Origin of the sequence: Agrobacterium larrymoorei (assembly GCF_005145045.1) — a bacterium.
Classification (GTDB): Bacteria; Pseudomonadota; Alphaproteobacteria; order Rhizobiales; family Rhizobiaceae; genus Agrobacterium; species Agrobacterium larrymoorei.
The window spans coordinates 1,901,075-1,925,041 of sequence record NZ_CP039691.1; the positions used below are offsets into that span (position 1 = coordinate 1,901,075).

The 23,967-nt window shown below is 57.6% G+C and carries 21 protein-coding genes; 4 read left to right on the plus strand and 17 right to left on the minus strand.

What is annotated here, in order from left to right; genetic code table 11:
- Nucleotides 1-164: 164 nt before the first annotated feature.
- Both CFBP5473_RS09090 and CFBP5473_RS09095 read right to left on the minus strand, forming a co-directional pair.
- On the minus strand, nucleotides 165-1,532 hold the full coding sequence (locus CFBP5473_RS09090; RefSeq protein ID WP_027673000.1) for a PleD family two-component system response regulator: 1,368 nt from the start codon (nucleotides 1,530-1,532) through the stop codon (nucleotides 165-167).
- 18 nt (nucleotides 1,533-1,550) lie between these two features.
- Entirely contained in the window at nucleotides 1,551-1,922 is a 372-nt protein-coding gene (locus CFBP5473_RS09095; RefSeq protein WP_003547430.1) for a response regulator, read from the minus strand.
- 128 nt (nucleotides 1,923-2,050) lie between these two features.
- On the opposite strand from CFBP5473_RS09095, the gene CFBP5473_RS09100 reads away from it, so the two are divergent.
- On the plus strand, nucleotides 2,051-2,359 hold the full coding sequence (locus CFBP5473_RS09100; protein ID WP_027672999.1) for a DUF3572 domain-containing protein: 309 nt from the start codon (nucleotides 2,051-2,053) through the stop codon (nucleotides 2,357-2,359).
- 4 nt (nucleotides 2,360-2,363) lie between these two features.
- On the opposite strand, the gene CFBP5473_RS09105 is transcribed toward CFBP5473_RS09100, so the two are convergent.
- A complete protein-coding gene (locus tag CFBP5473_RS09105) occupies nucleotides 2,364-2,639 on the minus strand; it encodes a BrnA antitoxin family protein (RefSeq protein WP_027672998.1) in 276 nt (91 codons plus the stop codon).
- 159 nt (nucleotides 2,640-2,798) lie between these two features.
- Here CFBP5473_RS09105 and CFBP5473_RS09110 point away from each other — a divergent pair, with 159 nt between their 5' ends.
- From CFBP5473_RS09110 to CFBP5473_RS09120, 3 genes are all read left to right on the plus strand, one after another.
- Entirely contained in the window at nucleotides 2,799-4,082 is a 1,284-nt protein-coding gene (locus CFBP5473_RS09110; protein ID WP_027672997.1) for a DNA polymerase IV, read from the plus strand.
- Nucleotides 4,083-4,233: 151 nt separating this feature from the next.
- Complete coding sequence (locus tag CFBP5473_RS09115; protein ID WP_027672996.1) at nucleotides 4,234-5,463, plus strand: L,D-transpeptidase family protein; 1,230 nt, start codon at nucleotides 4,234-4,236, stop codon at nucleotides 5,461-5,463.
- Between the two features lie 86 nt (nucleotides 5,464-5,549).
- The gene (locus tag CFBP5473_RS09120; RefSeq protein WP_027672995.1) at nucleotides 5,550-5,840 is read left to right on the plus strand and encodes a hypothetical protein; all 291 of its coding nucleotides are present in this window, start codon (nucleotides 5,550-5,552) and stop codon (nucleotides 5,838-5,840) included.
- A gap of 12 nt (nucleotides 5,841-5,852) precedes the next feature.
- Here the strand turns inward: CFBP5473_RS09120 and dnaE are convergent, their stop codons facing one another.
- The 14 genes from dnaE to nuoI form a co-directional block, all read right to left on the minus strand.
- Entirely contained in the window at nucleotides 5,853-9,350 is a 3,498-nt protein-coding gene (dnaE, locus tag CFBP5473_RS09125) for a DNA polymerase III subunit alpha (protein WP_027672994.1), read from the minus strand.
- 526 nt (nucleotides 9,351-9,876) lie between these two features.
- Nucleotides 9,877-10,560: an ABC transporter ATP-binding protein gene (locus CFBP5473_RS09130; RefSeq protein WP_027672993.1), complete on the minus strand. Its 684-nt coding sequence runs from the start codon at nucleotides 10,558-10,560 to the stop codon at nucleotides 9,877-9,879.
- A gap of 15 nt (nucleotides 10,561-10,575) precedes the next feature.
- Entirely contained in the window at nucleotides 10,576-11,895 is a 1,320-nt protein-coding gene (locus CFBP5473_RS09135; RefSeq protein WP_027672992.1) for a lipoprotein-releasing ABC transporter permease subunit, read from the minus strand.
- A gap of 20 nt (nucleotides 11,896-11,915) precedes the next feature.
- The gene (gene proS / locus CFBP5473_RS09140; protein ID WP_027672991.1) at nucleotides 11,916-13,238 is read right to left on the minus strand and encodes a proline--tRNA ligase; all 1,323 of its coding nucleotides are present in this window, start codon (nucleotides 13,236-13,238) and stop codon (nucleotides 11,916-11,918) included.
- A 599-nt stretch (nucleotides 13,239-13,837) separates the two neighbouring features.
- The gene (locus tag CFBP5473_RS09145) at nucleotides 13,838-14,107 is read right to left on the minus strand and encodes a DUF1467 family protein (protein WP_027672990.1); all 270 of its coding nucleotides are present in this window, start codon (nucleotides 14,105-14,107) and stop codon (nucleotides 13,838-13,840) included.
- A 115-nt stretch (nucleotides 14,108-14,222) separates the two neighbouring features.
- Nucleotides 14,223-14,627: a methylmalonyl-CoA epimerase gene (mce, locus tag CFBP5473_RS09150; RefSeq protein WP_027672989.1), complete on the minus strand. Its 405-nt coding sequence runs from the start codon at nucleotides 14,625-14,627 to the stop codon at nucleotides 14,223-14,225.
- Between the two features lie 114 nt (nucleotides 14,628-14,741).
- A complete protein-coding gene (locus CFBP5473_RS09155) occupies nucleotides 14,742-16,409 on the minus strand; it encodes a ribonuclease J (protein ID WP_027672988.1) in 1,668 nt (555 codons plus the stop codon).
- Between the two features lie 199 nt (nucleotides 16,410-16,608).
- Entirely contained in the window at nucleotides 16,609-17,364 is a 756-nt protein-coding gene (locus CFBP5473_RS09160) for a biotin--[acetyl-CoA-carboxylase] ligase (RefSeq protein ID WP_037170603.1), read from the minus strand.
- 11 nt (nucleotides 17,365-17,375) lie between these two features.
- Entirely contained in the window at nucleotides 17,376-18,818 is a 1,443-nt protein-coding gene (gene nuoN / locus CFBP5473_RS09165) for an NADH-quinone oxidoreductase subunit NuoN (RefSeq protein ID WP_027672986.1), read from the minus strand.
- Nucleotides 18,819-18,836: 18 nt separating this feature from the next.
- Nucleotides 18,837-20,348, minus strand: coding sequence for an NADH-quinone oxidoreductase subunit M (locus CFBP5473_RS09170; protein WP_027672985.1), 1,512 nt, complete (start codon nucleotides 20,346-20,348; stop codon nucleotides 18,837-18,839).
- Nucleotides 20,348-22,345 (minus strand): NADH-quinone oxidoreductase subunit L, encoded by a 1,998-nt coding sequence (gene nuoL, locus CFBP5473_RS09175; RefSeq protein WP_027672984.1) that lies wholly within the window; start codon nucleotides 22,343-22,345, stop codon nucleotides 20,348-20,350. Before nuoL ends, CFBP5473_RS09170 begins: the two co-directional genes overlap by 1 nt.
- A gap of 7 nt (nucleotides 22,346-22,352) precedes the next feature.
- On the minus strand, nucleotides 22,353-22,661 hold the full coding sequence (gene nuoK / locus CFBP5473_RS09180) for an NADH-quinone oxidoreductase subunit NuoK (protein WP_027672983.1): 309 nt from the start codon (nucleotides 22,659-22,661) through the stop codon (nucleotides 22,353-22,355).
- A gap of 29 nt (nucleotides 22,662-22,690) precedes the next feature.
- Nucleotides 22,691-23,305, minus strand: coding sequence for an NADH-quinone oxidoreductase subunit J (locus CFBP5473_RS09185; RefSeq protein WP_027672982.1), 615 nt, complete (start codon nucleotides 23,303-23,305; stop codon nucleotides 22,691-22,693).
- A gap of 137 nt (nucleotides 23,306-23,442) precedes the next feature.
- Nucleotides 23,443-23,934, minus strand: coding sequence for an NADH-quinone oxidoreductase subunit NuoI (gene nuoI / locus CFBP5473_RS09190; RefSeq protein ID WP_003502385.1), 492 nt, complete (start codon nucleotides 23,932-23,934; stop codon nucleotides 23,443-23,445).
- Nucleotides 23,935-23,967 lie beyond the last annotated feature (33 nt).

Consider the following 23,967-nt stretch of genomic DNA (forward strand, 5'->3'; position numbering starts at 1 on the left):
TCGCGTCCATTTTCGCTTGCGTCTATGCAAAAGCAATCGAGAACCGACTTTTCTATAGTCGTCAGTTCAGCACCATGCCTGGACACTGGGAATAGTTGCTGCAAACAAGCTGTTCAAAAACCTGCGAGGGGAGCTATATTACTGGGTCTCGCCATCGAAAAAGATCAGGCGGCAGACGCCACGACCCGGTTACGCCCGCCATTCTTCGCCTCATACAGCGCGCGGTCTGCCTGACGCAGAAGCTGCTCGGGCGTTTCAACGGAAACAGCGTTGGAAGCGATACCAAGAGAGGCCGTGATGTGCAGTTCCCGACCGGAACGCAGCACGAAAGCACGGTCTTCGATGATGGAGCGCAGGCGCTCCGCGACCATCGCAGCCATCTCAACAGGCGTATCGGGCATGACCACCACGAACTCTTCGCCGCCATAGCGGCAGGCCAGATCCGCACCACGCACGGTGGAGCGAAGGCGGGCAGCGAATTCGCGCAGAACTTCATCACCGGCATCATGCCCATAGGTATCGTTCACCTGCTTGAAGCGGTCGATATCGGTAATGCAGACGGAAAGCGGGCGGCCACGGGTGGCAGCACGGTTGAACAGCGTCTTGAGATGGGTATCGAGGTAACGGCGGTTGTTGAGGCCTGTCAGGCCATCGATGACCGCCAGTTCCATCGTGTGGTTCAGGCTCTCGCGCAGACGGTCGTTGAAGCGCTTGCGCTTAACCTGCGTCAGCGTGCGCGCCACCAACTCGTTCGGATCGACCGGGCGCACGATGTAATCATTGACCCCGAGTTCCAGCGAGCGGATGACCATATTGTCATCCCCCTGCTCCGTTACGAGCAGTAGCGGCAGGAAACGCGTTCGGTCCAGCGAGCGCAGCTGCGAACACAGGCGCAGCGGATCGAAATTATCGAAATTCGAGTTGATGATCACCAGCTCGTACGGGTTCTCGGCTGCCTCGAACAGGGCATTGCCGGGATCGGTGATCGCCACGACTTCCGCCGCAGGTTTCAAAGCCTTGATGATGCGTTCCTGAGAACTCGCGCGGCCATCGACCAGCAACACCTTGCCGGGCTTTTCGATGTGACCATCTTCACCAATGGCGTCTTCGAGGCCGATGGTCTTCGCGGTTGCGGCGCGGCCACGCATCTCGTCGCTCATCGTTTTCAGGCGCGCTAGGCTTTTCACGCGGGATATGAGTTGCAGGTCATTGACCGGCTTCGTCAAAAAATCATCGGCACCGGCTTTCAAGCCGCGCACGCGGTCCGAAGGCTGGTCGAGCGCCGTCACCATCACGACCGGGATATGCGCTGTCTTGGGATTGGCTTTGAGACGCTCGCACACCTCGAAGCCATCCATATCCGGCATCATGATGTCGAGCAGAATGACATCCACCTGCTCCCGGTTACAGATTTCCAATGCCCTGCGGCCATTTTCGGCGCAGACGACATCAAAATATTCAGCGAGCAGACGCGCTTCCAGAAATTTCACATTAGCTGGAATGTCGTCGACGACCAGAATTCTAGCAGTCATTGGCTCGCCCCTGTCGCCTTATGCATCGCCGAGATATGTTTTTATCGTCTCTATGAATTTCGGAACGGAAATTGGCTTGGAAACATAGGCCTCGCATCCGCCTTGGCGAATACGCTCCTCATCCCCCTTCATCGCAAAAGCCGTAACCGCAATCACTGGAATCACATGCAGTTCGTCATCTTCCTTGAGCCATTTGGTGACTTCAAGGCCGGAGACTTCAGGCAGCTGAATATCCATGAGAATAAGATCGGGCCGGTGCTTGCGCGCAAGGTCAAGCGCTTCCATGCCATTGCGGGTCTGGATCGTGGTATAGCCGGATGCCTCGATCAGATCGCGAAAGAGCTTCATGTTCAGCTCGTTGTCTTCAACTATCATGACCTGCTTGGGCATGGTGGCAGTCCTTGTTCCGCTTTGAAACCTTCCTCTGGACATATAAGTTGTCGCAGAACCGATTCCATTATCCCCCGCGCAGTATGCTAGGGCGATTTGGTTGAGAAATAGGTAACTCGGGTAAAGAAATGTTGCGTGATACAAAAAGCGGCAAGTTGACCACCAGAGACCCCGAGGAAACGGTAACCGCCATACTTGGCTGGCTTGCGAACGAGCCGGATATGCTTGCCCGTTTCCTCGCGCTGAGCGGCCTGCAACCCAACATGCTGCGCCAGGCTTTCAGCGACCCCGGCTTTCTCGCGGGCCTGACGGATTTCATCATGAGCCACGAACCGGACCTCCTGGCTTTCTGCGAAGCCACCGGCTGCAAGCCGGAAGACGTACAGGCGGCATGGCATCGTTATTCTGGACCCGGGCTGGATTCCGGGGTCTATTGAAGCTTCAAGACTGGCGCGAACGCTGCTTCAATACGGTTGTTGCGTAGGATTCGAGCACACTGTTCATGCGCGTTTGATAGCCCTTGCCCGTCGACTTGTAAGCCTCGACAACCGACTTCTTCACCCGAAGCGTGATCTGCTGTGTTCCCTCAGGCTCCACATACTTTGCGTTCGCCCAGAAGTTCTCATCCAGTTCGGGGATGTCTGAATAATCGAGTTCCTCATCCGGCATTGCGGCAAGCGCTTCAAGACTCAACTCTTTTTCGTATTTCTTCGTCATACCGTTTCCTTTCCCGACGGTTCGCTGGACGCGCCGAAATAATGCCTATCAGTCAGGCTTTTTGAAAACGTCATCAAATATTGTACAAGAAGCTTATCCACTTGAGGTGGCATTGGCAAAGGATTATGGTCAAGACCGTTCTCTTTTTGTTTCTTGGCCATGCCCGCGATTTTGAACTACGATCCCGGTTTCTGTCGTGATTGTCTGGCTGGCCAGCCGGAGGCGTTTAGGCGTTGTCGGAAATGTGGCAGTCCGCGCCTGCTCTATCACGCCGAGCTTTATGATCTCACCATCGCGCATATCGACTGCGATGCCTTTTATGCTTCCGTCGAGAAGCGCGACAACCCGGACCTCGCCGACAAGCCCTTGATCATCGGCGGCGGCAAGCGGGGTGTGGTTTCGACTGCCTGTTACATCGCCCGCATCCACGGCGTGCGTTCCGCCATGCCGATGTTCAAGGCGCTCGAAGCCTGCCCGGATGCGGTGGTGATAAAGCCGAACATGGAGAAATACAGCCTCGTCGGAAGGCAGATCCGCGCGATGATGCAGGATTTGACGCCGCTCGTGCAGCCGCTGTCGATCGATGAAGCGTTTCTCGATCTCTCCGGCACCGAGCGTTTGCACCACGATCCCCCTGCCCGCGTTCTTGCCAATTTTGCCCGGCGGGTGGAAAAGGAAATCGGGATCAGCGTTTCCGTCGGCCTGTCCTACTGCAAGTTTCTGGCAAAGGTGGCCTCCGATCTTCAGAAGCCGCGCGGTTTTTCGGTGATTGGCGAAAAGGAGGCGACGGCCTTTTTGGCCACGCGTCCGGTCACCACGATTTGGGGTGTCGGCAAAGCTTTTGCCGCAACGCTCGAGGCGGATGGCATTCGCATGATCTCGCAGTTGCAGGAGATGGAAGAGACGGAACTGATGCGCAAATATGGCTCCATGGGCCAGCGCCTGTTCCGCCTTGCACGCGGCATTGATGACCGCGAGGTCCATACCAATGATCCGGCCAAGAGCGTTTCTTCCGAAACCACATTCTTCAATGACATTTCGCGCCATGACGATCTTGTGCCGATCCTGCGTTCGCTTTCGGAAAAGGTCGCCTGGCGGTTGAAGAAGAATGCGACGGCCGGGCACACTGTCGTCCTCAAGATGAAGACATCCGACTTCAAATCCCGCACGCGCAACCGCAGGCTGGAGGACCCGACCCAGCTTGCCGATAGAATATTCCGCACCGGCCTTTCGCTTTTGGAAAAAGAGACTGATGGCACCAAGTTCCGCCTGATCGGCATCGGCGTGACCGACCTGTGCGATCCCGCTCTCGCCGACCCTCCCGATCTGGTCGATAAATCCGCAGGCCGACGCGCCGCGGCGGAGGCAGCCATGGACAAGCTGCGGGAAAAATTCGGCAAGGGCACCGTCGAAACCGGCTATACGTTCGGCGCTAAAAAGTAACGATAAACACGCCTTCGTGAAGGGTATTTAAAAACTTCATTAAATGAGCACGCATATGCTCCACCGTTGAAGCGGCGCAGTTTTTCGCGCCATGAGCCTCCCTTGCCGCCTCGATTTTTGGCGGCATGCTTTGTACCGCGTTGGAGCAGACATGATGTTGCGTGCCTTTGTAGGAGCCTGCCTCCTATCCACTTCCGTTTTTGTGCAAGCGGCCACCGCCAGGGATGCGCGCAGCCTGCAGGTCGTCGTCTCGAAGAACGAGCAGACGCTTTCCCTCTATGAAGATGGAGAGATCGTCGCCACTTCCAGAGTGTCCACCGGCAAGGCGGGGCATGATACGCCGAGCGGCATCTTCTCCATTCTGGACAAGCGCAAATATCACGAATCCAACATCTATTCCGCCGCTCCCATGCCATTCATGCAGCGGCTGACATGGTCCGGCATCGCGCTGCATGAAGGCAATGTGCCGAACTATCCGGCCTCTCACGGCTGTATCCGTCTGCCCAGCAAGTTCGCCAAATCGCTCTATGGCATAACCGCGCGCGGCGTCCACGTCATCGTTTCGGGCGCGGATGTCTCGTTGCAACGGATCGATCACCCTGCCCTGCTTCAGCCGAAAGATGCCGATGAGGGGCGGCTGCTTTCCGATGTGGAAATGCGCCCGGCAACATTCGATGCGTCGCTGAAGCTGGTGGAAGTGGCCGTGAACGAGAAGACGAGTTCCGTTCCCACCAAGGCCTCACCGCGCGCAACGGGCGCCCCGTTGCGCATTCTCATCACACGGCGGGGCGACCGTGAAAAAATCATGGACGTTCAGCGCCTTCTCACCAGTCTCGGTTTCGATGCCGGTGTTGCGGATGGTTATGCGGGCGAAATGACCGTCAATGCCGCCAACGGCTACAAGCGCTGGAAGAACCTGAAGACAACCGGCCCATTATTGACGGACGAATTCGTCGACGCCCTCTACGCCTCCGCCGGAGAAGATGCAGCACCGAATGGCCAGTTGATGGTGCGCCAGAACTTCAAACCTCTGTTCGAAGCCCCGATCCATATCAAGCAGCCGAATATCGCTCTCGGCACCCATTTCTTCGAAGTCATCGACATTGATGGCGACAGGGCCGAATGGAATGGCCTGACGCTGGAAAACCACATTCCGCTCGCCGCACGCAAACGCCTCGGCATCGACGTGGCCGATGCGCCGGGCGGCTATGACCAGTTGAGCGCAGTGCTGGATCGCATCGAAATTCCGGCAGATGTCCGCGAAAAGCTCGAAGAGCAGCTTTCTGTCGGCAGCTCCATCACCGTTTCCGACTTGAGCCACGGGCTGGAGACGGGTCAGGGCACGGATTTCGTGACCGTCACCCGCGAAAGGCCGATCTGACCGCTTCACCGGGAGACACGCTCTAACGGAACAACTGCGCAGCCATGACGTTTAAAGGCTCATCCACTCGCGTTGGGGAGCCTGCAATGAACGTGAAATATGTCGCAGCAGCTGTTCTTGGCCTGGCCTGCGTTTCCGCCGCCGAAGCACCAGAGAATTACAGCGTCTATGGCGGACCCGCCGTGGTCAGCGATCCCATCATCCTGAACGTTTATGACAACGCCCTGGCAAAATGCACGGCAGAAGCCAGCACGCCGCCACGCGGCACCGAGTTCACCGGTTCTTACTACTATAATGCCGCGCTACGCGCCTGTCTGTCCCGTCACGGCTTCATCGATAACGGCGCATTTGCCTATCCGACGAACAGCCTGTTTTAACGGTCGCCAGTATCAGACCAGTTCGACATCGATAACGCCGGGAGCAGAGCGCAGCGCCGCTGCTATTTCCGGCGAAATCCTGTATTTCTCCGTCAGTTCGACCTCGATTTCGCGTTGCCCCTCATCCTTTATGACAACGAAGTAAACCGAGCCATCACCTCTGGTGTTGAGATGCCGGGCAACGGTTTTGAGAGGCCCGGAATCGCGAACATAAACCCGCAGAGCCTTCTGCATCTGCACCGACTTCTCCTCCAGAGATTGCGCTGTCTGGATGCGAAGTCCGATACCCTCCGGTCGCTCTTCCGCCTGAACGGTAATGACGAGCGATTTGCCGACTTCCAGCAGATCACGATACTGCCCCAGACCTTCCGAAAACAGCACGGCTTCATACTGACCGGATGCGTCCGAGAAGGTGACGATGCCCATCTTGTTGCCGGTGCGGGTCTTGCGCTCCTGTTTACCCGTTACGGTCCCCGCCAGACGACCGGCAGTGGCGCCCTGTTTCACTGCCGCTGAGAAATCCGAGATATTCTGGACGCGCAGCTTGTCGAGCACGTTGCGATAAGTGTCGAGCGGGTGGGCCGTTAGATAGAAGCCGAGCACCTGATATTCCCGCAACAGCTTTTCCGAGGCGAGCCACGGCTGGTAGGCAGGCAGCACCAGCTTTTCCGGGCCGGTTGCGGCACCGGAACCGAACATATCATGCTGCCCGGTAACGCGGCTTTCCTGCGCGCGTTGCGAATAGCCGATGATCCGGTCCAGACCACCGATCAGTTCCGCGCGATCCTTGCAGAAGCAATCGAAGGCTCCGGCATTGATAAGGCTTTCCAGAACACGGCGGTTGATCTGCTTGGGATCGATCCGCAGGCAGAAATCTTCAAGGCTCGAAAACGGCTTATCGCCGCGCACGTCCACGATGTGGTCCACCGCCCCTTCGCCAACGCCCTTTAAAGCGGCGAGCGAATAATAGATGCGGTTCTCGCCCGTCTCGAAGCGGCGGAAGGACGTCTGCACCGAAGGTGCCACGATCTCGATGCCGAGGCGCGCCGCATCCTGCCGGAAGTCGTTCACCTTTTCCGTATTCGCCATATCCAGCGTCATGGACGCGGCGAGGAATTCGACCGGATAATGCGCCTTCATATAGGCGGTCTGGTAGGACACAATAGCGTAGGCGGCGGCATGCGACTTGTTGAAGCCGTAATTAGCGAACTTGGCCAGCAGATCGAAAATCATGTCCGACTGGGCCTTGGACACGCCGTTCTTCATCGCACCGTCAACGAAACGTTCACGCTGCTGGTCCATCTCCTCCTTGATCTTCTTACCCATGGCGCGGCGCAGAAGATCGGCTTCACCAAGCGAATAACCGGACAGGACCTGGGCGATCTGCATCACCTGTTCCTGATAAACGATAACGCCCTGCGTCTCCTTCAGCAGGTAGTCGATCGTCGGATGAATGGATTCGATTTCTTCGTCGCCATGCTTGCGGGCATTATAGACCGGGATGTTCTCCATCGGGCCCGGACGATAAAGCGCAACAAGCGCGATGATGTCCTCGATACAGTCCGGGCGCATGCCGATCAGCGCCTTGCGCATGCCCGCACTTTCCACCTGGAACACGCCGATGGTTTCACCGCGCGAGAGCATCTCGTAGGTCTTCGGATCGTCCAGCGGGATGGAGGCGAGATCGACATGGATGTTGCGCTTGGCAACGAAATCGACGGCGACCTTAAGCACCGTCAGCGTCTTCAGACCGAGAAAGTCGAACTTTACGAGACCGGCGCTTTCCACCCATTTCATGTTGAACTGCGTAACCGGCATGTCCGAACGCGGATCGCGATACATCGGCACGAGCTTCGATAGCGGTCGGTCGCCGATGACGATACCGGCGGCGTGCGTGGAGGCGTGACGGTAGAGCCCCTCGATCTTCTGGGCGATATCCAGAAGCCGGGCAACGACCGGCTCCTTGTCTATCTCTTCCTGAAAACGCGGCTCTTCTTCGATGGCTTTCGAAAGCGGCGTCGGGTTGGCCGGATTATTCGGGACGAGCTTACAGATGCGGTCCACCTGCCCGTAGGGCATTTCCAGCACGCGACCCACGTCACGAAGAGCCGCACGCGCCTGCAGCGAACCGAAGGTGATGATCTGCGCCACCTGCTCGCGCCCGTATTTCCGCTGCACGTAGCGAATGACCTCTTCGCGGCGGTCCTGACAGAAATCGATATCGAAATCCGGCATCGAAACGCGTTCCGGGTTGAGGAAGCGTTCGAAGAGAAGCGAGAAGCGCAGCGGATCGACGTCGGTAATCGTCAGGGCATAGGCAACCAGCGAGCCTGCACCGGAACCACGACCGGGGCCGACCGGAATATCGTGCTGCTTGGCCCATTTGATGAAGTCGGCAACGATGAGGAAGTAGCCCGGAAACTTCATGCGCTCGATAACGCTGAGTTCGAAATCCAGCCGCTCGCGATATTCCTGTTCCGTATAGCCCGGTGCCATGCCGAGTGCGGCAAGGCGTTGATCGAGACCTTCCACGGCCTGTCGCCGAAGCTCCAGCGACTCGGCGCGTTCCGCTTCCTCCGGATCATCGCTGGCGCCGGTGAAGCGCGGCAGGATCGGCCCGCGCTTCTTCAGCACATAGGAGCAGCGCTGCGCAATCTCGATCGTATTTTCGATGGCCTCGGGAATATCCTTGAACAGCGATATCATCTCATCGCGGCTTTTCAGATAGTGGTCGGGCGTCAAGCGGAACCGGCTGTCATCGGACACGATGGCATTATGCGCCACGGCCATCAGGGCGTCATGTGCCTCATAATCCGCCTTCGAGGGAAAGAAGGCTTCGTTGGTGGCGACAAGCGGAATGTCGTGCTCGTAGGCAAGCGCAATCATCCGGCGCTCATGCGCGCGGTCATAATTGCCCTGCCGCTGTAGCTCTATGTAAAGCCTGTCGCCGAAAAGGTTCCTGAGGGCGAGCAGCCGTGCGGTTGCCTGCGCCGCATGGCCTTCCCTGATGGCCATATCGACAGGGCCACCGGATGCGCCGGTGAGTGCGATCAGTCCTTCATTGCTAGCCTCTTCAAGCCAGGATTTGGAAATATTGACCGAATGGCCGCTGCCTTCTCCGTCGAGATAAGCACGGCTTATAAGATCGACCAGCCGCTCATACCCGGCAGCATCCGCAGCCAGAAGCACGATGGCAGGCAACTTGGACAGGTTGTTATGCCCCCGCTTATCGTCGGTGGCATCCTGCATGTCGATGGAGACCTGGCAGCCGATGATGGGCTGCAAGCCTTCATCCCGCGCCTTTTCGGAAAATTCCAGCGCGACGAAAAGATTATTCGTATCGGTAATCGCTATGGCGGGCTGTGCATCGCTGACAGCCTTGGCCATGATCTTCTTCAAGGGCAGCGCGCCCTCGAGCAGGGAATAAGCGGAGTGAACCCGCAGATGGACGAAGCCGGGCGATTTCATGATGGTGCCCGAAACGTCCTGTCCCGCCAAAGTGTCACTCATTTCCCGCATTCCCGTCATTCTGAATCGGGCTGATTTTGGGGCTTTCCGGCGGCAAAGTCCACCGCCAAAGGAGGCTATGCACGTCTATCAATCCTTGCGGCGGCGACGTGATTTCCGCCAGAATAGTCACATGGAGGTGAGGATCACCGAGAAGCTGGCAACAAAGACAGCTATGGAAGCGAAGGCGGCAATGTCACGGAAGATGTCGGTCATTTGTCTCTCCTTACTCGTTATGTTCTAAATTTGTTCTCATTTTGTTTCCGTGTCAACAGCTTTTTTAGTCTGTTCTTTTGAAGCGCCACCTGACCTGCACCCGCGCATCTGCGACATGTTTCTGCAAGTGTTTGACTCAAAACGAAAAACCCGCATGAAAGCTCATGCGGGTTTCAGAAGACTTTTTTGATTGTAGAGTTAGAGGAACAGCCTCATCAGAACAGGAAGCCATGCATGCCAGATAAGCACGGTCACGCTGCTGGATCTCTCTATCCAAGGAGCCTCCCGACTGCCCAAGGGCCGTCGCAGGCGCCTAGAATTCGACGATCTTGCCTTCGCTTAGCGTAACCCGGCGATCCATGCGGGCGGCAAGATCGTGGTTGTGCGTGGCGATCAGCGCTGCAAGGCCGGATTGGCGCACGAGGGCTTCCAGTGCGTCGAACACATAGGATGCGGTTTCGGGATCGAGGTTGCCCGTCGGTTCATCGGCCAGAAGCAGGAAGGGCGCGTTGGCCACCGCTCTGGCAATCGCCACGCGCTGCTGCTCACCGCCGGAAAGCTCTGCCGGGCGATGTTCGCCGCGATGGCCGATGCGCATATAATCGAGAAGCGCCTTGGCGCGTTGCTGCGCTTCCTTGTGTGGAAGGCCCGCAATAAGCTGCGGCATCATGATGTTTTCCAGTGCGGAAAACTCGGGCAGCAGATGGTGGAACTGGTAGACGAAACCGATATCGCTGCGGCGAATGGCCGTGCGCTCTTCATCCGACAGCGTTCCGCAAGGCTTGCCGTTGATGAAGACTTCGCCCGCATCCGGATGCTCCAGCAAACCGGCCAGATGCAGCAGGGTCGATTTGCCCGTGCCGGAAGGTGCAACGAGCGCGACGATTTCGCCGCTTCTAAGCTCGAAATTCGCCTGTTTCAGAATGGAAAGGCTGGTCTCGCCCTGCCCATAGGTCCGTTCCACGCCGGAAAGCTGTAAAGCCATTTTCTTTGCCATGGTGTGAAGCAGTCCTTATTCGTATCGCAGGGCCTGGACAGGATCGAGCTTCGAAGCACGCCAGGCTGGGAAGATCGTTGCCAGAAAGGACAGGGTCAGTGCCATGATGACGACGGTGATCGTTTCGCTAACGTCCATTTCCGCAGGAAGCTGGCTGAGGAAATAAAGCTGCGGATCGAACAGAACCGTTCCGGTTATCCACGAGAAGAACTGACGGATGGACTCCACGTTCAGACAGACGAGCACGCCGAGCGCAACACCGGCAAAGGTGCCAACGATGCCGATGGCGGCACCCGTCATGAAGAAGATACGCATGACTGCGCCGGAACTCGCACCCATGGTGCGCAGAATGGCGATATCGCTACCCTTGTCCTTCACCAGCATTATGAGGCCGGAAATGATATTGAGCGCGGCCACGAGCACGATCAGCGTCAGGATCATGAACATGACGTTTCGCTCCACCTGAAGGGCGGAGAAGAAGGTCTGGTTACGCTGTCGCCAGTCGGTGATATAGACTTGACGCCCTGCCGCGGCCTCCACCAGAGGCCTTATTCCGTCGACATTATCAGGGTGGCTGACGAAGAGTTCGATGGACTGAACGATGCCTTCCGAATTGAAATAAAGCTGCGCTTCCGAAAGCGGCATATAGATCATCGACGCATCATATTCCGACATGCCGATCTCGAAGATACCGGAAATCGTGTAGGATTTGACGCGCGGATTGACGCCCATCGGCGTCACGTCACCCTCCGGTGATATCAGCGTGATCTGGTCCCCCGCGCTCACGCCCAGCTGTGCTGCAAGCCGTGAGCCGACGAGCACGCCCTGCCCCGACATGAAGCCGACGAGATCGCCGGTCTTCACATTGCCCGAGACTTCCTTGATCTTTTCGATGTCCTCCGGGCGAACGCCGCGCACCAGCGCACCGCTGCCAGCACCACCGCGACCGGATGCCAGCGTCTGGCCCTCCACCAGCGGCAGGGCCATGTTGACGCCCGGCACGCCTGCGAACTTCTTGGCAAGGTCGTCGTAATTGTTGAAGGGCTCATCGATCGGCTGGACGATCATGTGACCGTTGATGCCGAGAATGCGCGAGATCAGCTCCGTGCGGAAACCATTCATCACCGCCATGACGATGATGAGCGTTGCCACGCCCAGCATGATGCCGACGAAAGAGAAACCGGCAATGACGGAGATGAACGCTTCCTTGCGGCGCGAGCGCAGGTAGCGCCAGGCCACCATGCGCTCGAAAGCCGAAAACGGCCGTGCCGCCCCATCCTTGACGGATGCAACCGCACCGTTGTCAGCCTCGGCCTTTGCGCCGGCTTTTACCATGTCTTCTCCTTGTCGGCTTTTCAGCCGAGAACCCTGTTCATTGCAGCTTCGACGGTCACGCTCTCGCGGGCGCCGGTCTTGCGATCCTTGACCTCGACCTCACCGCCGGCAATGCCGCGCGGGCCGACGATGATCTGCAACGGAACGCCGATGAGATCGGCTGTTGCGAACTTCTGGCCAGCACGGTCATCCGTGTCGTCGTACAGAACATCCTTGCCCGCGTTGGAGAGCGAGTAATAGAGCTTCTCGCAGGCCGCGTCGCAGGCCGCATCACCCGCCTTCATGTTGATGATGACGACATCGAAAGGAGCGACCGAAGCAGGCCAGATGATTCCGTTCTCATCATGCGATGCTTCAATGATGGCGGGAACAAGGCGTGTCGGCCCGATACCATAGGATCCCATGTGGACAAGGTGTTCCTTGCCATCCGGCCCCTGAACCTTCGCACCCATCGGCTCGGAATATTTCGTACCGAAATAGAAGATGTGGCCAACTTCGATACCGCGTGCGGAAACGCGCTCGCCTTCGGGAATCGCATCGAAAGCAGCTTCGTCATGCATTTCGGATGTCGCGGCGTAATCGGCCGTCCACTCGTCGAAAACACCCTGAAGACCGGCAACATCATCGAAATTGGTGTCGTCGGACGGAATATCCTTTTCAAGGAAGCTCTTGTGGCAGAAGACTTCGGACTCACCCGTATCCGCCAGAATGATGAATTCATGGCTGTGATTGCCACCGATCGGGCCCGTATCGGCGCGCATTGGAATAGCGCGCAGACCAAGGCGCGAGAAGGTGCGCAGGTAAGCGGTAAACATCTTGTTATAGGAGTGGATCGCGCCTTCCTTCGTAAGGTCGAAGGAATAGGCATCCTTCATCAGGAATTCGCGCGAACGCATCGTGCCGAAGCGCGGGCGAACCTCGTCACGGAACTTCAGCTGGATGTGATAAAGGTTCAGCGGCAGGCCCTTATAGGACTTCACATAGGACCGGAAGATGTCGGTGATCATCTCCTCATTGGTCGGGCCATACAGCATGTTACGGTCCTGACGGTCCTTGATGCGCAGCATTTCCTTGCCGTAGTCATCGTAACGACCGCTTTCCTGCCAGAGTTCGGCAGACTGCAAAGTCGGCATCAGAAGCTCGATTGCGCCGGAGCGATCCTGCTCTTCGCGAATGATCTTGTTGACTTTGTCCATCACGCGCTTGCCCAGCGGCAGCCAAGAATAGATGCCCTGGCTCTGCTGGCGGATCATGCCTGCGCGCAGCATGAGGCGGTGAGACACGATTTCCGCTTCCTTGGGATTTTCCTTCAGGATGGGCAAAAAGTAACGGCTGAGACGCATGACTATTTCCATGACTTAAGACGACTCGCCGATCTCATGGGAATCGCCAGAATTAAGGGATATTGGCGCCGTACATAGCTGTTTCTGCAACGGAAGGAAACCCGCCCGTAAACCCTACTAAACTGTCGATAAACAGCATTTTGAGGAGAGGACATTCGCCGCTGAACGGTTTCAGGAGAAATAATTTTGCGAGCAACCTGCGACAAATTGCGTCAGGGGGAATTTTTTCCCGACTGTAACAAAAATGCAAAAAACGTGGTGACAAGGTGGAATCTTTGGGCTAGCTTCAGCTTACAAAAGAGGCAGGAAGTTTAAATTCTTGTCGTTTTCGCGGTCAGTCTTGGGAGGATTAGATCTTAGGCGCGCTAGTTCGCTGCCCCGGCAACGGTTACAGATCACGCGAAACTAAGAAACAAGGCTGAAAAGCCTTGTTTTTTTTTGCTTTTTCGCGACGCAGACGCCATCGTCCCGCAAATTTGGTCAAATCTGTGATCGTCAACGGAGCCGCTTTTGCCAAATCCAGTGCGAAAGCGCGCTTCCGACCTACTTTCAACACTTAGGCCTGTTTGGACGCTTTCAATGACACCTGTATGACAGACTCAGTCGTAGACGGGAATGATGCGTGGCAGATCATCCAGGCTGAAGCCAAAATACCACGTTGCGGCATACCATGTGGCGCAGAGCAATATGGAAATCACCGTCGTCATCAGCACGATCATCGCCCCCCGGAAGCGGGTTGGCGCGCTGGCCACCGTTCCTAGAGCCACATCGCCATCATCCAGCTGCGTGCGCAGGCCGATTGGCAGCACGATGAACAGAACCGTCCACCAAACGATGAAAAATACGGCGGCGACCGAAAGCCATTGCATCTAAAACCTCCCATTCCCATGCCTGCTCTTAGAGCGTTTCCAAAAACGCTTAGCATTTTCGCTCGACACATTCTAACCCGTTTATACGATGGCGAGCCGCGAAAGCCGCGTCCGATCAAATCTCTTCCAGCTCAATCAATGTGCCGAAAAAGTCCTTGGGGTGGAGGAAAAGAACAGGTTTTCCGTGCGCGCCGATCTTCGGCTCGCCATCCCCCAGCACCCGCGCGCCGCCAGCCTTCAGCCGCTCCCGCGCGGCGATGATGTCTTCCACCTCATAGCAGATGTGGTGCATGCCGCCTGACGGGTTCTTTTCGAGGAAGGACGCAACCGGTGACGCTTCGCCCATCGGCTCCAGCAATTCAACCTTGCTGTTCGGAAGCGAGACGAAAACCACCCGCACCCCGTGATCGGGCAAGGCCTGTGGCTGGGAAACGGCGGCGCCCAGCATATCGCGGTAGGTGGCGCTTGCCGCAGCCAGATCAGGCACGGCGATGGCAATGTGGTTGATGCGGCCCAGCATAATGTCTCCTCCCGAGACGCCTTGCGAAAATCACGCGCGATCTTCGGAAAACGCAGTTGCTGCGCTTGGAAGGCACCGCGCGAGCAAGACGCGCAATGCTTTCCAAGCTTAACCTCAAACCTTGGTGACGAATACCGTCACGATGGGCTTTTTGCCCCAACTCTGGTTGGCGGCGGCACGCACGGAGCGGCGCACGGATTCCTTGACGACGCCGAGATCCTTGCGGCGGGCGCGCGGAATGCTTTCGACAGCGCCGAGAACGGCGTCATAAAGCGTGTCTTCCATGTCCTCGCCTTCGTCATCGAATTCCGGCAGGCCGAACGGCACGACATCTGGATCGCCGACGAAATCGTAGCGGCTGTCCAGAACGACGTTGACCGAGACGTGACCGGCGAAGGACAGCTTGCGGCGGTCGCCAATGCCCATTTCCTCGAAATCACCGACCAGACGGCCATCCTTGAAGACGCGGCCATGCGGCGCATCATCGATGACTTCGGCGGGGCCAGGAGCAAGCCGCAGGATGTTACCGTTACGAACCTTCGGCACCTGCTTGATGCCAGCCTGTTCGGCCAGCTCCTTCTGCGCCACCAGATGCGCCGCTTCACCGTGAACCGGAACGACGATCTGTGGCTTGGTCCACTCATACATTCTGAGCAGCTCGTTACGACGCGGGTGGCCAGAAACGTGAACGAGCGCCTCATTATCGGTGATGATGTTGATACCCTGCTCGATCAGGCCGTTCTTGATATCGAGAATGGCCTTTTCATTGCCGGGAATGGCGCGTGAGGAGAAGACGACCGTATCGCCCTTTGCCAGCGCGACGTTGCGCATCTCGTCCCGCGAGAGTTTCGCCAGTGCTGCGCGCGGCTCGCCCTGCGAACCGGTGAGGATGACCACGACCTTATCGCGCGGGATATAACCATACTCATCTTCGGCCAGAAACGGCTTGATACCTTCCATGATGCCGAGATCATGCGACACGTTGACGACGCGCTTCAGCGAGGAACCGAGCAGCAGGACTTCACGACCGGCACGATCTGCGGCTTGCGCGATGGACCTGATACGGCCCACATTAGAGGAGAAGGTGGTGATGGCCACACGGCCCTCGGCATTTTCGATGATCTGGCGCAGACCTTCGGACACCTGTTCCTCCGAAGGAGAAACGCCGTCGCGCACGGCATTGGTGCTGTCGCAAAGCAGCGCCAGAACGCCCTCTTCGCCAATGGCGCGGAAGCGTGCCTCATCGGTGATGGGACCGAGCGATGGCGCATCATCGATCTTCCAGTCGCCCGTGTGGACAACATTGCCGAGCGGCGTGCGGATGACCAGCGACATGGGTTCCGGAATGGAGTGGTTGACGCCGATGGCCTCGATTTCGAACGGGCCGACATTGATACGGTCGCCTGCCTTGAACGGCGTGATCGGAATTTCGGCGCGCGTGCCCTCATAATCGCGCTTGGCTTCCAGCATGCCTGCGGTGAAGCCGGAGGCGTAGACCGGCACGTTGAGGCCCGGCCACAAATCGTTCAGCGCGCCGTAATGATCCTCATGGGCGTGAGTGATGATGATGCCCTTCAGGTTCTGCCGCTGCTCTTCGATGAAGCGGATATCGGGCAGCACGAGATCGACGCCCGGCAGATCGAGCCCGGCGAAGGTGACGCCGCAATCCACCATTATCCACTGCCGCTTGGCCTTGGGGCCATAACCATAAAGCGCCAAATTCATACCGATTTCACCAACGCCGCCAAGCGGCAGGAAAACCAGTTCGTCTTGTTGAGACATGTCATAATCCAATCTGCGAAAGCCCGATGGCTTAAGCCCTTCCGGCCAGCCATCGCTTTTCACCTAAACACGTCGGACTTATCGAAACATCGGGATGCCGGGCCGACGCGGACCGCATTGACGCCCTGCTTTTACGAGCAGCAGGGATGCTCCAAACTCAAGTGGCGAAGGCTGTGCAACATTGTCGCGCCAAGACCCTTCAGCCGAAGAAAACGTCGCCAGCGGCGATGGCGCGTCTTGGGCCATCATCCTCATCCAGCAACAGGAAACCATGATCATCGATCCCCGCAAAGCGCCCGCCGATGGAGCGATCCGGGAAATTGACGGTGATATGTTCGCCGATCCCGCAGGCCGCTGTGCGCCAGTCGCGCATGACCTCCGCCACGCCCCTGCCCTCGTTCCAGACAGAGAGAACCTCCGCCGTTTCACGATAGAGATGGGCAAATAGCTCATCCGGCGAGCAGGACGCGCCGTGCTCAGACAGCATGGTGACGGGATAGAGCGGGTTTTCAGGCTTATGCGCAATATTGATGCCGATGCCGATGACGATGGCGCGACGACCGTCAGCCAGCATCTCGGCTTCCATCAGAATGCCGCAGGTCTTCATCCGGCCAATCAGAATATCGTTGGGCCACTTGATCTCGAGCGATGCACCGCCGAATGGCAGCACCGCACCGACGGCCCGGTAAACGGCCAGCGCAAAGGCAAGCGGCAGGGAGCCAATGCGCTCCACCGGGGCCGGGTCGATCAAAAGCAGGGATGCATAAAGATTGCCAGGTTCGGAAACCCATGGCCTGCCGCGGCGGCCCTTGCCGCCGGTCTGGCGGGTTGCGGTAACCCAGAGATTGCCACTATTACCCGCGCGTGCACGGGCGAAACATTCCAGGTTGGTGGAGGCTGTCTCCCCCAGAGCTTCGTGCCGGAAGTCGTCAAGCGACACCCGGCCCATTTTCATGACGCTATCGATCAAAAGAAGGTCTTCGCAGCGGCAGTCACCGCGTTGCCCAGCATGCCGCCGAAGAAGATGAAGGCAATGACAAAGAGACCGGAGAGCGCGTAGACGATACGCAGTTCGCCCGCAGCCTTTTCAAAGCCACCCTTGGCTTCATCGAACCACATGACCTTGACGATGCGCAGGTAGTAGTAGGCACCGATAACGGATGCGATCACACCGATAACGGCCAGCGCATAAAGCTTCGCTTCGATGGCAGCAAGGAAGACGTAGTACTTGCCGAAGAAGCCTGCGAGTGGCGGAATGCCTGCCAGCGAGAACATCAGCGCTGTCAGAACGAGCGCCATGAACGGATTGCTGGACGCGATGCCCGAGAGATCGTCGACATTCTCGACATTGCCGACATCCTTGCGACGCATTGCGAGAATGCAGGCGAAGGTGCCGAGCGTCATGCCCATATAGACTGCCATGTAAATCAGAACGCCAGCGACACCCGCTTCCGAACCGGCGGCAAGACCGACCAGCGCGTAACCCATGTGACCGATGGAGGAATAGGCCATCAGGCGCTTGATGTTCTTCTGGCCGATGGCAGCAAAGGAGCCAAGCAGCATGGAGGCAATCGACACGAAGACGACGATCTGCTGCCAGTCGGTGAAGACGGGCTGGAAGGCATCTACCACGATGCGAACGAAGATTGCCATGGCGCCGATCTTCGGAGCGGCTGCGAGGAAGGCCGTGACCGGGGTCGGCGCGCCTTCATAAACATCCGGCGTCCACATGTGGAACGGAACGGCGGAAATCTTGAATGCGAGACCGGCCAGCACGAAGACCAGACCGAAAACCAGACCGAGCGAGCGGGTTTCAGCCGAAAGAACGGCTGCAATTTCCTGAAAGCCGGTGTTGCCGGTAAAGCCGTAAACCAGCGACATGCCGTAGAGCAGCATACCGGAGGAGAGCGCACCGAGAACGAAGTACTTCAGACCGGCTTCCGTCGAACGCAGGCTTTCGCGGTTGATGGCGCAGATGACGTAGAGCGCCAGCGACTGGAGTTCCAGCGCCATGTAGAGCGAGATCAGGTTGTTGGCGGAGATCATCAGCAGGATGCCGAGGGTCGCCAGAACCAGAAGCACCGGATATTCGAAACGGCCAATCGGCTCGACGCGGCTGTGGCCGACCGACAGGATCATGGCGACGATGGAGCCGATCAGCGCCAGTATCTTCATGAAGTTACCGAAGGCATCGGCGACGTAAACGCCGCCGAAGGCTAGTCCGCTTGCAGGAGCGAAGATGATCCACAGGCCGACGACGACCAGAAGAGCGACGGAAAGGCCCGTCACCGTGTTGGTCGACTTGTCGCCGGAGAAGACGCCAATCATGAGCAGTGCCAGCGCACCGACCGCAAGGATCAGTTCGGGCGTCGCGATGCGCAGACTGGCAAGAAGAATTTCAGCGGTCATGTCCAACGGGTCCTGTCGTCAGTTCAGAGTAAGCGCAACATTCTGCGCTGCCTGCAATGCGGCGGTATAATTATTGATCAGAAGGTCGACAGATGCGGCCGTCGCATCGAAGACCGGTGCCGGGTAGACACCGAAGAAGATCGTCAGCACCACCAGCGGATAAAGGATGACCTTTTCGCGGGTGTTGAGGTCCAGCAGGCCTTTCAGGCTTTCCTTTTCCAGCGCACCGAAAATAACGCGGCGATAGAGCCACAGCGCGTAGGAAGCAGAGAGGATGACGCCCGTTGCAGCAAACAGCGCAACCCAGGTGTTGGCGCGGAAGACACCGACGATCGTCAGGAATTCACCGACGAAACCGGAGGTGCCGGGCAGACCGACATTCGCCATGGTGAAGACCATGAAGGCGACGGCATATTTCGGCATGTTGTTGACGAGACCGCCATAGGCCGAAATCTCGCGGGTATGGAGGCGATCATAGATCACGCCGACGCAGAGGAAGAGCGCGCCGGAGACGATGCCGTGCGACAGCATCTGGAAGATTGCACCCTGCACACCCTGAACGTTGGCGGCGAAGATACCCATGGTAACGTAGCCCATGTGAGCGACGGACGAATAGGCGATGAGCTTCTTGATGTCATCCTGCATCATGGCCACCAGCGAGGTGTAGATGATGGCGAGGACCGACAGCGTGAAGACGAAGGGCGCGAAATGCTCGGACGCCAGCGGGAACATGGAGAGCGAGAAACGGATGAAACCGTAACCGCCAAGCTTCAGCATGACGCCAGCCAGAATGACCGAGCCTGCGGTGGGCGCCTGAACGTGGGCATCCGGCAACCATGTGTGAACCGGCCACATCGGCATCTTGACGGCAAAGGCTGCAAAGCATGCGAGCCAGAGCCATGTCTGCATGCCAGCCGGGAAGCCGTGCTTCAGCAGTTCCGTCATATCCGTCGTGCCAGCCTGCCAGTACATCGCCATGATGGCGAGCATGGTCAGAACCGAGCCGAGCAGCGTGTAAAGGAAGAACTTGTAGGATGCATAAACGCGATCCTTGCCGCCCCACACGCCGATGATGATGAACATCGGGATCAGCGTTGCTTCGAAGAAGACGTAGAAGAGAACCGTATCCAGCGCGACGAAAACGCCGATCATGACGACTTCCAGAAGAAGGAAGGCGATCATGTATTCCTTCAGGCGCTTCTCGATGGAATCCCAGCTTGCGAGAACGCAAAACGGCATGAGGAACGTCGTGAGGATGACGAAGAGCATGGAAATGCCATCGACGCCGAGATGGTAGGCTGCGATGTTGCCGAACCAGTTGTGCTTCTCGACCATCTGGAAGCCCGGGTTCGAATTGTCGAAACCGATCCAGATGAACAGCGAGACGATGAAGGTGAATACCGTCGTCAGCAGCGAGACATTAAGAATGTTGCGGCGTCCATAGGGGCCGCTCTCATTCGTCAAAAGCAGGAGCACCACGCCGACGAGCGGCAGGAAGGTGACCGTTGAAAGAATGGGCCAATCGGTCATCAGAGGGCACTCCCGAGCATCATCCAGGTGACAAGTGCTGCGATGCCGATCAGCATCGCGAAAGCATAGTGATAAAGGTAACCGGATTGCAGGCGGACTACGCGATTGGTCACATCAACCACGCGCGCTGCAATGCCATTGGGTCCATAGGCGTCGATGACGGCCACGTCGCCCTTCTTCCACAGGAAGCGGCCAAGCGCCTTTGCGGAACGAACGAAGAGGAAGTCGTAGAGTTCGTCGAAGTACCACTTGTTCAAGAGGAACTGGTAGAGGCCGCGATGGGTCTCTGCCAGACGCTTCGGCGTTTCCGGCGACTTGATGTAGAACACCCACGCGGTGATGAAACCGAGAGCCATGGCGACGAAGGGGCTCCACTTGACCCACAGAGGAACGTGGTGGAACTCTTCGAGGATCTCGTTGGATGGAAGCGTAAAGAGCGCACCCTTCCAGAATTCCGCATATTCATGGCCGAAGAAATAGCCTTCGAAGACAACGCCAGCGAAAACAGCGCCAACCGTCAAGACGAAGAGCGGGATCAGCATCACCATCGGCGATTCATGGACGTGGTGCATGACATCTGCGGAAGCGCGCGGCTTGCCGAAGAAGGTCATGAACGCCAGACGCCAGGAATAGAAGCTGGTGAAGAGCGCGGCAACCACGAGAAGAACGAAGGCGAAACCGGCGACTGCATTGTGAGATGCATAAGCGGATTCGATGATGACGTCCTTGGAGAAGAAGCCGGCAAAGCCGATCATCGTGCCAGGGATACCAACGCCGGTCAGCGCCAGCGTACCAACCGTCATCGTCCAGAAGGTGATGGGGATGTGCTTGCGCAGGCCACCCATGTAGCGCATGTCCTGCTCACCATCCACAGCGTGGATGACCGAACCGGCGCACAAGAACAGGAGAGCCTTGAAGAAGGCGTGCGTGAAGAGGTGGAATACCGCAGCACCGTAAGCGCCTGCACCCAGAGCCACGAACATGTAGCCGAGCTGCGAACAGGTGGAATAGGCGATGACGCGCTTGATATCGTTCTGCACAAGGCCGACCGTTGCCGCGAAGAAGGCGGTGATCGCGCCGATGAGCATGACGAAAGTCAAGGCATCCTGCGACAATTCGAAAATCGGCGACATGCGGGCAACGAGGAAGACGCCAGCCGTGACCATGGTCGCGGCGTGAATGAGCGCCGACACAGGTGTCGGGCCTTCCATCGCGTCCGGCAACCATGTGTGCAGCAGGAACTGCGCCGACTTACCCATGGAGCCCATGAACAGCAGCAGGCAGACGCCGGTGATGGCGTGGGCCTTGTCCAGCTGCATGCCGAACAGGTTGATGACGACATCAGCCGACGCCGAGCCATCGGCAGGCAGGTAGGTGCCAGCGGCTGCGAAGATGGTTTCGAAATTGATCGAGCCGAACAGCACGAAGAGGCCGGAAATGCCGAGGATGAAGCCGAAGTCACCGACGCGGTTGACGATGAAGGCCTTCATGGCGGCAGCCGAAGCGGATGGCTTCTTGAACCAGAAGCCGATCAGCAGATAGGACGCAAGACCAACGCCTTCCCAGCCGAAGAACATCTGCAGCAGGTTGTCGGAGGTCACCAGCATGAGCATGGCGAAGGTAAAGAGCGAGAGATAGGCAAAGAAACGCGGACGATGCGGATCGTGATGCATGTACCCGATGGAGTACAGGTGCACGAGGCACGACACCGTGTTGACCACCACGAACATGACAGCCGTCAGCGTGTCGATGCGGAACGCCCATTCGACGTCGATGCCGCCGGACTGGATCCAGCGCAGCACGGTCACCTTGATGACTTCGCCTGCTTCATGGGTGAAGAGCGCGACGTCGAAGAAGACGATCCATGACAGGATCGCGACGACGATCATCAGACCGGTGGTGACGTATTCCGAGGCCTTGGCGCCAATCGAGCGGCCAAAAAGGCCTGCGATCAGGAAGCCGATCAGCGGAAGAAAGACGATAGCTTTATAGATCATAGCCTTATCAGCCCTTCATCATATTGACGTCTTCCACGGCGATCGATCCGCGGTTGCGATAGAAGACTACGAGTATTGCAAGACCGATAGCGGCTTCGGCAGCAGCGACAGTCAAAATGAACAGGGCGAAGACCTGGCCCACGATGTCGTTCAGGTAGGACGAGAACGCAACCATGTTGAGGTTGACCGCCAGAAGGATGAGTTCGATCGACATAAGGATGACGATGACGTTCTTCCGGTTGAGGAAGATACCGAAGATGCCGATCGTGAAGAGGATCGCGCTGACCGTCAGGTAATGGGAAAGACCGATTTCCATATTCTAAATTCCTTGGATCCGTTCGCGCCTCAGATGCCCTGACCCGGCTTGACCTTAACCGTCGTGACGGCAGTCTTCGGATCGCGAGCAACCTGCGTTGAAATATCCTGACGCTTGATGTCCGTGCGGTGACGAAGCGTCAGCACGATGGCGCCGATCATGGCCACCAGCAGCACGAGACCGGCCAGCTGGAAGAAGTAGACGTAATTCGTATAGAGAACGTCACCCAGCGCCGCGGTATTGGTGCGCTCTGCCGGGTTCGGGATCGGCATGGTGATGGACTTTGCCGCTTGCGGGTTCAGCACGCTGCCACCGATGACGACGATGAGTTCCGCAGCCAGGATCACGCCGATCAATGCGCCCATGGGTGCATATTGCAGCACGCCGGAGCGCAACTCGGCGAAATCGACGTCGAGCATCATCACGACGAAGAGGAACAACACCGCCACAGCGCCGACATAAACGACCAGCAGGATCATGCCGAGGAATTCAGCACCCGTCAGGAGGAAGAGTGCCGCCGCGTTGAAGAAGGTCAGGATCAGGAAAAGAACCGAGTGAACCGGGTTCTTCGATGCGATGACCAGAAACGCAGACGCCACGGCGACGAAAGCGAAAATGTAAAAGAATACAGCGTGCAGACCCATGTTGGTGCCTTTTTGTCCTCACCGGACAAAAGCGGCCCTTGGACCGCCCTGCCCGTTTCGTTCCCGCCAGCGAACGCCGACGGGCATTTTACTCAATATCCTCTCCGGAACGATGCTCCGAAGACACTGACGCGGCCTTAGCGGTAAGGCGCATCCAGAGCGAGGTTGCGAGCGATTTCACGCTCCCAGCGGTCGCCATTGTCGAGAAGCTTCTGCTTGTCGAAATAGAGTTCTTCGCGGGTTTCCGTCGCAAATTCGAAATTCGGGCCTTCGACGATTGCATCCACCGGGCAGGCTTCCTGGCAGAAGCCGCAATAGATGCACTTGACCATGTCGATATCGTAACGAACCGTGCGGCGCGTACCATCGTTGCGGCGCGGGCCAGCTTCGATGGTGATGGCCTGAGCAGGACAGATCGCTTCGCACAGCTTGCAGGCAATGCAGCGTTCTTCGCCGTTCGGGTAGCGACGCAGCGCGTGCTCACCACGGAATCGCGGGGAAACCGGACCCTTTTCGAAGGGATAGTTCACCGTTGCCTTCTGTTTGAAGAAGTGGCGCATCGTCAAGAAGATGGCGCCAACGAATTCCTTGAGGAACAGCGAATTGACGGCTTGGGAAAGACTGGCCATCTCAACCTCCAAATCTGCAAGCGAGGACTATAG

Coding starts and splice junctions, on each gene's coding strand:
- CFBP5473_RS09110 (WP_027672997.1), top strand. CDS start 2,799: ATGCCCGCGATTTTGAACTACGATCCCGGTTTCTGTCGTGATTGTCTG.
- CFBP5473_RS09130 (WP_027672993.1), bottom strand. CDS start 10,560: ATGGCAAAGAAAATGGCTTTACAGCTTTCCGGCGTGGAACGGACCTAT.
- CFBP5473_RS09170 (WP_027672985.1), bottom strand. CDS start 20,348: ATGACCGATTGGCCCATTCTTTCAACGGTCACCTTCCTGCCGCTCGTC.
- CFBP5473_RS09095 (WP_003547430.1), bottom strand. CDS start 1,922: ATGCCCAAGCAGGTCATGATAGTTGAAGACAACGAGCTGAACATGAAG.
- CFBP5473_RS09160 (WP_037170603.1), bottom strand. CDS start 17,364: ATGAAAATGGGCCGGGTGTCGCTTGACGACTTCCGGCACGAAGCTCTG.
- CFBP5473_RS09100 (WP_027672999.1), top strand. CDS start 2,051: ATGTTGCGTGATACAAAAAGCGGCAAGTTGACCACCAGAGACCCCGAG.
- CFBP5473_RS09145 (WP_027672990.1), bottom strand. CDS start 14,107: ATGCAATGGCTTTCGGTCGCCGCCGTATTTTTCATCGTTTGGTGGACG.
- nuoL (WP_027672984.1), bottom strand. CDS start 22,345: ATGATCTATAAAGCTATCGTCTTTCTTCCGCTGATCGGCTTCCTGATC.
- CFBP5473_RS09135 (WP_027672992.1), bottom strand. CDS start 11,895: ATGGTAAAAGCCGGCGCAAAGGCCGAGGCTGACAACGGTGCGGTTGCA.
- CFBP5473_RS09105 (WP_027672998.1), bottom strand. CDS start 2,639: ATGACGAAGAAATACGAAAAAGAGTTGAGTCTTGAAGCGCTTGCCGCA.
- nuoN (WP_027672986.1), bottom strand. CDS start 18,818: ATGACCGCTGAAATTCTTCTTGCCAGTCTGCGCATCGCGACGCCCGAA.
- CFBP5473_RS09155 (WP_027672988.1), bottom strand. CDS start 16,409: ATGTCTCAACAAGACGAACTGGTTTTCCTGCCGCTTGGCGGCGTTGGT.
- CFBP5473_RS09115 (WP_027672996.1), top strand. CDS start 4,234: ATGATGTTGCGTGCCTTTGTAGGAGCCTGCCTCCTATCCACTTCCGTT.
- mce (WP_027672989.1), bottom strand. CDS start 14,627: ATGCTGGGCCGCATCAACCACATTGCCATCGCCGTGCCTGATCTGGCT.
- dnaE (WP_027672994.1), bottom strand. CDS start 9,350: ATGAGTGACACTTTGGCGGGACAGGACGTTTCGGGCACCATCATGAAA.
- nuoI (WP_003502385.1), bottom strand. CDS start 23,934: ATGGCCAGTCTTTCCCAAGCCGTCAATTCGCTGTTCCTCAAGGAATTC.
- CFBP5473_RS09090 (WP_027673000.1), bottom strand. CDS start 1,532: ATGACTGCTAGAATTCTGGTCGTCGACGACATTCCAGCTAATGTGAAA.
- proS (WP_027672991.1), bottom strand. CDS start 13,238: ATGCGTCTCAGCCGTTACTTTTTGCCCATCCTGAAGGAAAATCCCAAG.
- nuoK (WP_027672983.1), bottom strand. CDS start 22,661: ATGGAAATCGGTCTTTCCCATTACCTGACGGTCAGCGCGATCCTCTTC.
- CFBP5473_RS09185 (WP_027672982.1), bottom strand. CDS start 23,305: ATGGGTCTGCACGCTGTATTCTTTTACATTTTCGCTTTCGTCGCCGTG.
- CFBP5473_RS09120 (WP_027672995.1), top strand. CDS start 5,550: ATGAACGTGAAATATGTCGCAGCAGCTGTTCTTGGCCTGGCCTGCGTT.